This is a genomic window from Rugamonas brunnea, from assembly GCF_014042345.1.
Classification (GTDB): Bacteria; Pseudomonadota; Gammaproteobacteria; order Burkholderiales; family Burkholderiaceae_D; genus Rugamonas; species Rugamonas brunnea.
In genome coordinates, this window is the sequence record NZ_JACEZT010000024.1 from 26,210 (window position 1) to 37,321 (window position 11,112).

The 11,112-nt window shown below is 65.0% G+C and carries 7 protein-coding genes; all 7 read right to left on the bottom strand.

Going from position 1 to position 11,112, the window contains the following annotated elements; translation table 11 throughout:
• Nucleotides 1-32: 32 nt before the first annotated feature.
• Nucleotides 33-932: an alpha/beta fold hydrolase gene (locus H3H37_RS23700; protein ID WP_182167157.1), complete on the bottom strand. Its 900-nt coding sequence runs from the start codon at nt 930-932 to the stop codon at nt 33-35.
• 130 nt (nt 933-1,062) lie between these two features.
• Nucleotides 1,063-2,778, bottom strand: a complete 1,716-nt coding sequence (locus H3H37_RS23705; RefSeq protein WP_182167159.1) for a methyl-accepting chemotaxis protein — start codon at nt 2,776-2,778, stop codon at nt 1,063-1,065.
• A gap of 135 nt (nt 2,779-2,913) precedes the next feature.
• Complete coding sequence (locus tag H3H37_RS23710) at nt 2,914-5,313, bottom strand: efflux RND transporter permease subunit (protein ID WP_229219012.1); 2,400 nt, start codon at nt 5,311-5,313, stop codon at nt 2,914-2,916.
• A complete protein-coding gene (locus H3H37_RS23715; protein WP_182167161.1) occupies nt 5,310-6,449 on the bottom strand; it encodes a WD40/YVTN/BNR-like repeat-containing protein in 1,140 nt (379 codons plus the stop codon). The genes H3H37_RS23710 and H3H37_RS23715 overlap by 4 nt, the downstream gene beginning before the upstream one ends.
• Nucleotides 6,450-6,535: 86 nt before the next feature.
• Nucleotides 6,536-7,885, bottom strand: coding sequence for a DUF1329 domain-containing protein (locus H3H37_RS23720; RefSeq protein WP_182167162.1), 1,350 nt, complete (start codon nt 7,883-7,885; stop codon nt 6,536-6,538).
• Between the two features lie 17 nt (nt 7,886-7,902).
• On the bottom strand, nt 7,903-9,768 hold the full coding sequence (locus H3H37_RS23725; RefSeq protein WP_182167164.1) for a DUF1302 domain-containing protein: 1,866 nt from the start codon (nt 9,766-9,768) through the stop codon (nt 7,903-7,905).
• Between the two features lie 146 nt (nt 9,769-9,914).
• On the bottom strand, nt 9,915-11,099 hold the full coding sequence (locus H3H37_RS23730) for a thiolase family protein (protein WP_182167166.1): 1,185 nt from the start codon (nt 11,097-11,099) through the stop codon (nt 9,915-9,917).
• Nucleotides 11,100-11,112 lie beyond the last annotated feature (13 nt).

Below are 11,112 nucleotides of genomic sequence, written 5' to 3' on the forward strand. Positions count from 1 at the left end.
TACCATTTTCTTCCGTGGCGCTTGCACCGCCCCTATTGCGCCAGGAACGTCAACGCCTTGCGCACGAAGTCGGCGTGATGCTGGAATATCCCGCCGTGGCCGGCGTCGGGATAGATGATGAGCTGCGCGCCCGGGATGCGACGCGCCATGTCGTGGCTCAGCGCGGTGCGCACCATGATGTCGTTATCGCCGTTCGCGATCAGGACCGGCATGCGCAAGCGGTCCAGTTCCTGCGGCGCATGCCTGCCCCACGCATGGATCGCCATGAGTTGGCGCACAAAGGCGCGCAGTGTCGGCCCCTTGTCGCGATCACGCTGACGTTCCCGCAACCTGGCAAGAAAGTCGCGCGCCGCCCGCCGCCCATTGGTGGTGGAAGTAAAGAACAAATAGGTCTTGGGATCGCGCAACGTCAGCAACCCCTTGAGCACCAGAGGCCACGATATGGCGCCAACCTGGTCGATACCGCGCCCGCCGGCGGGCCCGGTGCCCGCGAGGATCAGCTTGCGCACCAGTTGCGGCGCTTTCAGCGCGATGTCCTGAGCAACGAAGCCGCCCAGCGAAAAGCCGAGCAGATCGACCTGCCCGATGCCCAGCGCGGCAATTAGCGCGATGGTGTCGTTCGCCATCTCGTCCACGGTGAGCGGCGCCTTGCCGCCCGACAAGCCGATGCCGCGGTAGTCGATCGCAATCACGCGGCGCTCGCGGGCCAGGCCGTCGACGACGCGCGGGTCAAAGTTATCCAGCACCGCCCCCCAGTGGTTGAGCAAAACCAGCGGCGCGCCGCCTGCCATGCCCAGCTCACGGAAAGCAAAGGTGGTCCCGGCCACGTCGACCAGTCTGTTACGCGCCCCGGCGAAGGAAGCGGACACGTCGGCACGCGCAAGGACGGCATGCTCGGCCGGACTGGTGGCCAACAGCGCTTCGAAGGTCATGATCGTTACTCCTTTTAGTTCAAGTATATATGATGATCATCATAATTTACAGCAAAAAACAAAACAACACCAACTCGCCCGGCCGCGCGCGTGAGACGGGCGTCGTTCAAAACCCAAGATTGGACGAGGTCTAGGCGTGGGCGGCCGCTTGGACGCTCAACCAGGGCGGCACGGCGTCGCCCATCCGTGGCGCCGGCAAGGCGGTCGCCGTCGTCCCAGCCGCTTGCGCATCGTCCAATTTAAACAGGTAGACCGCCGTCATCAACTCGCCCGCCAAACGTTGCAGAACTTCAGAGGCGGCCGTAGCCTCCTCGACCAGCGATGCATTTTGCTGCGTCACTTCATCCAATTTCCGCATCGCCACGTTGATCTGATCGAGTCCGGCCGCTTGTTCCGCGCCAGCCGCGCTGATCTCGCGCATCACATCCGTGACCAGCCCGACCCCGGTAACGATTTCGTCCATGGTGACGCCGGCCTGCTCGACCAGCTTGCCGCCGGCCGCCATGCTGGCCACCGAGCCGCCTATCAGCGACTTGATCTCCTTGGCCGCGCTGGCCGAACGATGGGCCAGCGTCCTCACTTCGGCCGCGACGACGGCGAAGCCACGTCCTTCCGCGCCGGCGCGCGCCGCCTCCACGGCCGCGTTCAACGCCAGGATATTGGTTTGAAACGCAATGCCATCGATGACGGCGATGATGTCGACAATGCGCTGGGCCGATGCGTTCATCGCGCTCATGGTCGAGACCACCTGGTCGATCACTTCCCCGCCCTTGCGCGCGATCTCGGAGGCCGAGATCGCCAGTTGATTGGCGTGACGCGCGCGTTCCGAATTTTCCTTGACCGTCGCGATCAAACCAAAGATCGACGCCGTGGTCTGTTCCAACGTCGCTGCCTGCTGCTCGGTGCGCACCGACAGATGGCCGTTGCCGATCGCGATCTCGCGCGAGGCGGTGGCGATGGTATCGGTGCCAGAGCGCACCCTGCCCACAATGTGCGCCAGGCTGCCATTCATGTCCTTGAGCGCCAGCATCAATTGCCCCGTCTCGTCCGTCGAGCGCGCCTCGACGGTGAATGCGAGATCGCCATCGGCGACCCGCCGCGCCACCTTCACGGCATTGCGCAGGGGCACGGTGACGCTACGGGTGAGCCACCACGCACCCGCCCCACACACCAGCAGGGCAAGGGAGGTCATCGAGAACATCAGCCCATACCCGCGTTGCCGGGCGCGATCGCCGTCGTCGGTTGCCGCTTTCGCGTAGGCCTGGTTGAGCGCGATCAGCGCATCGAGCTGGGATTGGATGCGCTGGCTCTGGCGGCGCAGCAGGCCATCGAAGTTAGCGAACTCCACCGTACCCACCATCATGCGCCGCCAGTCGTTCTCGTCGGTCAGGCGTTTGAGCGCGTCGACCGTGGCCGCGTTGGACTCCAGGTAAATCTTCCAGTCCGCTTGCAGTAACCGCCATTTGTCCCGCTCCTCCTGGGCCTTGGGCAAGTGCTGGTACTGATCGAAATAGCGCTGCGCCTGCGCGTCGGCGTCGAGTTTGGTCTTGAGCACCTCAGAAAAATAGGCCTTGCCCTCCTCAACCCCGACGGATTTGTCCTCCATCGCGTCGTAGGCGGCCGCGTTGAAACTCATCACGTTGCGGTTCTCCGATATCGAGACGAGCTGCCAGGTCCGCATGCGCAGCAGATTCAGGATCGCGGGCAGGCGCTCGCCGCTCAGTGTGCCCAATTGCTCACCAACGCTGCGGGTCGCCAGCCAGCCGGACCCCGCGACGATCAACAGCAGCAGCATGACCGTCCCGAAAAACACCATCAGCTTCACTCTGATCGAAAAATTGCGCATACAACTACTCCTCCTTGTTTGACTTGGTTTTGCATTGCCATCGCGACGGGGCGCGTTCAATTCAAGAAAAAAAACCAGACCTGATCACAGGCCTGGCAAACCATCTGCGACAGATGGAGGGAGACATAACTTTGCTTAGCCGCTCACCGCCGGCGTACTGGTGCGCGCCGCGCCGGACGCCCCCAGCAGCGATACCAGCGCCGGCAGCATGACGATCGCGCCGACCATATTCCACAAGAACATGAACGCCAGCAGCAGCCCCATGTCCGCCTGGAACTTGATGTCCGAGAACACCCAGGTCGCGACTCCCAACGCCAGCATCACGCCGGTCACCGCGATCGCCGTGCCGGTGGTCTTAAGCGTTTCGAAATAGGCCTGCTTGAGCGTGTGGCCACGGTCCAGGTAGTGTTCGAGGCGGTTGTAGATGTAAATGCCATAATCGACACCGATCCCGACCCCGAGCGCGATCACGGGCAAGGTGGCGACCTTGACCCCCAGCCCGAGTTTGGCCATGATGGCTTCGCACAGCACCGAGGTGATGTACAACGGCAGCATGACCGCGACGGTCACGCGCCAGCTCCTGAACTCCCACCAGACCAGCAAGGCGACGATGCCATAGACCAGCAGCAGCATTTGCACCTCGGCCTGCTTGATGACGATATTGGTCGCCGCCTCGATGCCGGCATTGCCCGCCGCCAGGACGAAGCGCATGTCCTGATTGCTGTGTTCGGCCGAGAATTTCTCCGCCGCCTGCACCACGCGCGACAGCGTGGCCGCCTTGTGATCGGACAGCGACAGCATCACGGGGACCATCGAACAATCGTTGTTGTTCAGATCGCTGGGCAGGGAGCGGTGCGCCTCGTTGCTGATATAGCGATCACGGCTGATCGCCGACCATTTCAGGTTGCCACCATTGCTGGCGGCGATCATTTTCTTCATGCCGGTGAACAGCGACACGGTCGATTCGACCCCCGGCAGATTCTCCATTTCCCACTGCAGGCGCTCGACCGCCGCCGCCACCGGATACGACGCGCACTCGCCCGGCCTGGTCGTCACCATGACCACGAACACGTCCGGACTGGACGAGTAATGTGCCACCGTGTACGCGTTGTCCCGGTTGTAACGCGAGGTGCTGCGCAGCTCCGGGGCGCCGGGATCGAGGTCGCCGATCTTCAGGTCGCGGCTGCAGGTCCAGGCCACGCCCAGTATCACCAGCGCGATCAGGGCCACCACGCGCGCCACGCGCGGCTCGGTGACGCGCGACAAGGTGCGCGCCACCCGGTGCGCGCTGCGCGCCTTGCGCTCCTGCTTGCGCAGGCAGGCCGGCGAAACACCCACGTAGGACATCAGGATGGGCAGCAGGAACATCTTAGTGAAAATGATCACGAACACGCCCACGCTGGCGCCGATGGCCAGCTCACGGATCACGCCGATGTCGATCACCATCAAGGTCGAGAAGCCGACCACGTCGCACAGCAGCGCCACCGAACCGGGAATGAACAGCAAGCGGAACGTGGCCTTCGCCGCCGCCATGTTCGAGCGGCCGCCATGCACCTCGGACGCCATGGTGTTGATGTTCTGCACCGCATGGCTGACGCCGATGGCGAAGGTCAGGAAGGGAATCAATATCGAATAGGGATTCATACCGAAGCCGAGCAGGCTGACTATCCCCATCTGCCAGATCACCGCCAGGCTGCAGCACAGGATCGTGACGGCCGTGCTGCGCAGGCAGCGCGAGTACGCGTACAGCAGCACGCAGGCCAGCACGAAGGTGATCGCGAAGAACAAGCCGATCGCGCGGGCGCCGTGGATCAGGTCGCCGACCACCTTGGCGAAGCCGGTCACGTGGATCTTGATGCCGCCATTCTCATACTTTTGCCGGATCAGCCGTTCCAGCCTGTCGGAAAACTGGCCGTAGTCCAGCTTTTCGCCCGTCTGAGGGTCCAGTTCAAGCAAAGGCGCCATGATGATGGTCGAGCGGTGATCGTTGGCCACCAGGTTGCCGATCTGGCCGGAGCGGACCACATTGGTCTTCACCTGTTCCAGCTTGTCCGGCGAACCGTCGAAGCCGTCCGGCACGATATGGCCGGCGGTCATCCCCTCCTCTGTCACCTCGAACCACATGACGTTCGGCGTCCACAGCGAGCGCATGTTGCTGCGGTCGACGCCTGGAATATAGAACACCTCGTCGGTGATCTTACGCAGGGTGTCGAGATAGTCCTGGCTGTAGATGTCGCCCCGTTTGTTCTCGACGGCGATCCGCACGACGTTGCCAAGCGGCCGCAGTTCGTTCTCGTACTTCAGGTAATTGGCGATGTAGGGATGCGACGCCGGGATCATGTTCTGGAAGCTGGCGTCCGATTTCAGCTTCAGGATCTGAAAGCCAAGCAGGACCGATACCAGCACGAAGAACAGGATCACCTTCAGCCGATGGCCGAACAGAATCGGCTCGAACAGCCGTTCAACGCGGCCGACGTTCTCGTGATGGACGACGGCTTGCACCGGGGGGCGCGGCAAAGGCATCTTCCGGCTCATGGCTGCCCCGCTCCGGTGGCGCCCTGCACGCTCACGCGCCGGGTTCCGCTGGCGCCCGCGACGAGGTAGGCGTCCTTGCCGGCCGGCGTCATGGCGGCCACCGGCATGCCGGCACCCTTTCCTCCCGGCGTAAAGCGCAGGCCCTGGTCTTGACTGCGCCAGAACCTGCCGTCATAGGTGAGCAGCGTGACGCCGCCGTCCGGCGCGACAAGGCCGGACACCAGCGGCTTCTTCTCCGCCAGCGCGACCGCTTGCCAGTGTGCGCCGTCATCCACCGAACGGAACACCCGGCCGCCGAAGCCGAACGCGATCAGGACTTCCCGTCCCGCCGCAGGCACGCCCAGCACGCCGTAAAGCTGGCCCGGATAGCCTGTGTCTAGGGTGGCCCAACTGGCGCCGCCATCGATGGAACGGTAGACCCGCCCCGCTTCGCCGGCGATCAGCAACGCCCCTTGGCCCGTGACCGAGATCGCGTTGTAGTGCAGGTTGTCGGGATTGGCGATGTGTTCGCGCCAGAGCGCCCAGCTGCGTCCGCCGTCGAGCGTGTGGAAGAGCTGGCCGAACGAGCCAACCGCGATGCCCTCCGACGTGTTCCTGAACCAGACATCGAACAGGGGACGCGACGGCCCGAATTTCGCGCCGGCCTGCGCGTCCTCGAGCGCCCGTTGCGCTTCCTGCGTCGCGGAATCGGCGCCGGTCACCGCGCGCGCCGCCTGCAAACGCCGCTGCGCCTCGGCGACCACCAGCGCATTGGCGCGATTGCCGTCGAACTGCTTGGTCCAGCGGCCACCGCCGTCGTCGCTGTGCAGGATGACGCCGTCGTGGCCGACGGCCCAACCGTTCTGGGGCGTGGGGAAGAAGACCGCCGTCAGGGTCACGGACACGGGCACTTCGGCTTGCCGCCAGGAGCTGCCCTTCGTGTCCGAGTAGAGGATGATGCCGTGTTCGCCCACGGCGACCAGCCGGCCGCCGGCGCTGACGACGTCCAGCAGCATCGCGCCGGACGCCTTCGGCGCCCGGAACGCCGGGGTATCGAGTCGGTCGCCATCGGCCTGCGCCAGCGGCGCTGCGACAGCGATCGCAAAGCAGGCGAGCAGCCGCAAGCCCATGCGGCCAATCTCAGTTGTATGAATCATGAGAATACTTGTAGATTAAGTCATCGGAAGGGAGCAGGCGTGGCCGCGCCACCGCGAGCGGATGGCGCGGCCGACTGGACGCCGCTTTAGTTCGCGAACCGGCGCATGGCGTCGGTGGAGAAGGCGGCGACGTCGAATTTCTCGTTGTACTTCATCGGCTTGGAGGCGTTGATCAGATTACTGACCATGTAGCGGCGGGCCTGCAGGTCATATTGCACGCCGCACGCCACGCCGATGGTCTGCGCATCGTAGAATTGCATCGCGTGCATCTCCCGCACCCGCCACAGCTCCTTGCGGCCATCGTAGATATCGACGTGGGCGAGCTGCCAGCTATCCTCGTCCAGGTAAAACACCCGCTTGCCGTAGATATGGCGCTTGCCCTCCTTCAGCGTCGACTCCACCACCCAGACGCGGTGCAACTCGTAGCGCACCAGGTCCTGGTTCATATGACCGGGCCGGACCACATCGTTCGCCTGCACGTTCTTGTCGACCAGGCGGTAGTTGTTGTAAGGGATGAGCATCTCCTTCTTGCCCACCAGCTTCCAATCGAAACGGTCCGGCGCGCCATTGAAGCCGTCGTAATCGTCGGCGGTGCCCAGGCCGTCCTCGCCCGGGCCGGGGGAATCATAGGAAATCTCCGGTGCCCGCATCACGCGGCGCGATCCTGGATTGTAGGTCCACGCGAGGCGGGGCTCCTTGACCTGGTCCATGGTCTCATGCAGGAGCAAGGCGGTGCCTGCCTGGCTGGACGGCGCCGTATCGCCACGCAGGTAATAGAACAGGCGGTTGGGTTCCGCGTTCTTCACATACGCGGCCGAACCCAGGTATTCGATCCGCGACACCGGGGTGAAATTGCCATTGGTCTGCACCGGGAAAATTTTGCTGTAGCGAACGAAGCCCTCGCCCCGATAGCGCGCGAGGTAATTCCAGATCGCCTCCAGGCCGCTTTTCGGCATCGGGAACGGCACGCTGGAGTTCTTCACGTTGCGCAGGCCGTTGCCGCCTTCCGCCAGGGCCGCCTTGGCGGCCTCCGCCTTTATGTTGTCGTACTCGTGCTGCGGCAAGGCCGCCGTGCGATGGCTGGGATAGACCACCATCTTGTAGGTCGGCATGCGCTTGAGCATTTCGATCTGGCCGGGCGGCAGCTTGTCCTGGTATTGCGCCACATTGGCCGCCGTCACCGTGAACAGCGGTTTGTCGGCCGCGAACGGATCGGCATAGGCGGCGGTCGCGTCGAGGCCGGCCGGACGGGTGGCCAGCCCGCCCTCCCATTTCGGAATGGCGCCATCCTTGTTGCCGGCCTTCTCGGCGCCCGTCGGCGTCAGGTCCTTGCCCAGGTGCTCGAGTTCCTGCGCGTTCAGCGCGGCGAACGCGCCGCCGGAAGCGGCGGCCAGGCCGGCCAGCAAAGTCAGCGACCACAGTGGTTTGCGATGCATGTTTCGTCTCCTTGATTTTAGAAATTGATGCCCACGACCGCCGAGTAGTAATCGCGGTCATGCAGCACGTCGTACTTGGCGCCGTGGTTGTAGCGCGTATAGCTGACGTCGGCGTAGTAGCGGTTGTTGTAGTCGGCGCGCAGGGCAAGGCCCAGCACCTGGCGATCCTCGACGAAGGTGTTGTCGGCCGAATAGCCTTTCACGTCCTGCGACCAGAACAGCCTGGGCTTCAAGTTCACGCCGGCGAACACATCCGGATAGCTGAGTTCGGCCTGCAGGCGGTAGCCCCAGGCGTTGCTGGTAAAGAAGCCCTTGTCCTCGCAATTGGCCGGATTGGGGTTGCCGGTGAACGCGCACGGGATGGTGGCCGTCTGCGCGAGGCCGAACACCGACGCGCGGCCGTAGCGGGTGGTCGTGGCCGGGTCACCCATGCCCGACCAGTGCTGATACGCGAGCTCGCCGATCAAGGTGAGCGACTCGGCCGCCGCCACCTGCGGGAAGATCTTGACCGTCGACACCTGTGCCTGCGCCTTGTTCTTCAGGTCGTAGCCTTGCATCGCGCCGCCGGCCGGCGTGGCCGCGAGGCGGGCCAGCGGGCCAACGCCCAGGGCGGCGCCGGCCGTCAGGTCGGTGGTGTTGATCTGCACCGGAACGTCCTTGGTGAAGCTGGCCTCGCCCGACAGCGACCAGCCGGCCACCGCCGTCGAGGCGCTCATGCCCAGCACCCGAATATCGCGCGCGGCGTAATCCCATTGGAATTGCAACGGACCGGGGCCGCCGGCCAGCGCCAGCGCGCCGGACCAGACCGACGCACCCGGCGAAGGCGATTTCACCAGACTGTAGATCGGGTTGCGCGCATGGTAGTTGGCGAAATAGACGCCCAGGTCGGTGTCGATGGCCGCGACCTGGTAGCGCGCGGCCAGGCCGAACTGGCCACTGCTCTTGGGCTTGTTGTCGGGCGCGCGGCCCAGGCGGAAATTGAAAGGTGGCAGCCCCGGCGCGGGCGGCACGCCGTTGTATTGCAGCTGGTCCGGCAAGGGGTCGCCGCCGGCGACCGCGCCGCCCGGGCAGTTCAGGAAGTCGCTGAGCGACCAGTAGGTGCCGCAACCGTCGAGGATGTTCTTCTTCCAGGCGAATTGATAGAACGCCTCCAGGTTCACGCCGTTCGGCAGACTGAGGGTGGCCGACGCCTGCGGTATCGGCAGCAGGATCTCCTTGACCTGCGCGCCGGGGCGATTGGCCGCCGTGATGTCGAACGCGCCGAACTGGTTGATGCCGGGGATGAACAGGCTTTCCCCCCAGTTCACCACGTGGTTGCCCAGTTTGACGCTCAGCGGCATGTCCTTGGCGACCTCGACGGTGCCGAACCCGTAGGCATTGTCCAGCGCGATCCCGGAGAACTTCGACAAGGTGTCGAAGCCCGCGTCGTCCAGCGCGGTGTCCGCCGCATAGCCGTTGGCGAAACTGCCATGAGCGACACGTTTGCGCTCGCCGGCGTAGTCGTACCAACCCTTGGCGCCGATCACCACCCCGAAGTTGTCCTTCTTGAGTTTGACTTCGCCGTTGAATTTCGCGATCGTCGAGAACGCGGCGCCCTTGCCATAATTGAGGTTGCCATCGTCGTTCTGACCGATGCTGCGACCGCCATTACCGATTCCGATCAGGGCCGGATCGGCTTCGCGCGCGCGCCAGCTGCTGCCGACCGACGTGCCGAACGACCATTGACCATCGATACCGTTGTCGAGGCTGAAATCGCCGGCGCTGGCCATGCCCGGGTGGGCGGCCCCGATCAGCGCGATCGCCGCCGCGCATGCCTGCGCCGCCGCGCCGCGCTTGAACCGGGTGCGCGCCAGATGCCCGCGCGCCGTATGAACTTGTTGCATGTTGGTCTTCCTCCGTCTTTTTATAAAATGCGATGAAAAATTTGCTGCGTTGAATCCCGTTGTTGCCCCCGTTGCTGGTCGCGACCCGCCCTCCCCGCGCGAACCGCGCTATTCCTTCCAGTGGCGCCCGCGAACACCGGCCGCCCTCAGATCCGTTCGAGACACAGGGCGATGCCCTGCCCGCCGCCGATGCACAGCGACACGACCGCCTTGCGCGTGTCCGTGCGCCGCAGCGCGTGCGCCACCTTGGTGATCAGAATCGCGCCCGTGGCGCCGATCGGATGGCCGTGGGCGATGGCCCCGCCATCGACGTTGAACTTCGCCGGGTCGATCTTGAGTTCATCGCGCACCACCAGGGCGATCGCCGCGAACGCCTCGTTGACCTCGAATCGATCGACCTCGTCCGTCCGCCAGCCGGCACGATCGAGCGCCTGCAGGATCGCCGGCAGCGGGCCCAGGCCGAACATGCCCGGCTCGACCCCGGCCAGGCCGATGCCGCGTATGGCCAGCATCGGCTCCAGGCCGTGCTCGCGGGCCGTCTGCGCCTCGCAGACGATCATCGCGGCGGCGCCGGCATTGACGCCGGGGGCGCTGCCGGCCGTGATGGTGCCGTCGGGACGGAAGGCCGGTTTGAGCTTCGCCAGCGTTTCCACCGTGGTATCGGGACGCACCGCCTCATCGGCGGCGAAACTGGAGACCACACCCTTGGCGCTGGTCAGGGACAAGGCCTCGATCTCCGCCTCGAACCAGCCGGCGGCCTGGGCGGCGGCGAAGCGCTGCTGGCTCTGGGCCGCGAATGCATCCTGGTCCTGCCGGGTGAGGCCGAACTTGCGCACCAGATCCTCGGTGTGCCAGCCCGAATGCCGCCCGGAGAAGGCGTCGTTCAGGCCGTCGTTCAGGACGGCGTCGATCGCCGCGGCGTCGCCCATGCGCGCGCCCGCCCGCATGGCCGGCAGCAGATAGGGCGCACGCTCCATGTTTTCCATGCCACCGGCGACCACGATGCGCGCCAGGCCGGCCGCGACCTCGGCGTAGGCCGTGGCGACCGCCTGGGCGCCGGAACCGCACACGCGGTTGACCGTCATCGCCGGCACGCCGATCGGCAGACCGCCATGGATCGCTGCCTGGCGCGCCATGTTCATGCCGCCGCCCGCTTGCAGCACGGCGCCCATCACCACCGCGTCCACCGATGCGGCATCCAGCCGGGCGCGCCGCAGTGTGGCGGCAATGACGTGCGCGCCCAGCGCGGGCGTCGGCGTGTTCTTGAGCGAGCCGCCAAAACTGCCGATGGCGGTGCGTACGGGGGAACAGATAACGATGTCTTTACTCATGGTGATGATCCTC

What these genes read in the sequence shown, in the direction of transcription:
- H3H37_RS23700 (WP_182167157.1), bottom strand. Translation starts at nt 932, where the DNA reads ATGACCTTCGAAGCGCTGTTGGCCACCAGTCCGGCCGAGCATGCCGTC.
- H3H37_RS23705 (WP_182167159.1), bottom strand. Translation starts at nt 2,778, where the DNA reads ATGCGCAATTTTTCGATCAGAGTGAAGCTGATGGTGTTTTTCGGGACG.
- H3H37_RS23710 (WP_229219012.1), bottom strand. Translation starts at nt 5,313, where the DNA reads ATGAGCCGGAAGATGCCTTTGCCGCGCCCCCCGGTGCAAGCCGTCGTC.
- H3H37_RS23715 (WP_182167161.1), bottom strand. Translation starts at nt 6,449, where the DNA reads ATGATTCATACAACTGAGATTGGCCGCATGGGCTTGCGGCTGCTCGCC.
- H3H37_RS23720 (WP_182167162.1), bottom strand. Translation starts at nt 7,885, where the DNA reads ATGCATCGCAAACCACTGTGGTCGCTGACTTTGCTGGCCGGCCTGGCC.
- H3H37_RS23725 (WP_182167164.1), bottom strand. Translation starts at nt 9,768, where the DNA reads ATGCAACAAGTTCATACGGCGCGCGGGCATCTGGCGCGCACCCGGTTC.
- H3H37_RS23730 (WP_182167166.1), bottom strand. Translation starts at nt 11,099, where the DNA reads ATGAGTAAAGACATCGTTATCTGTTCCCCCGTACGCACCGCCATCGGC.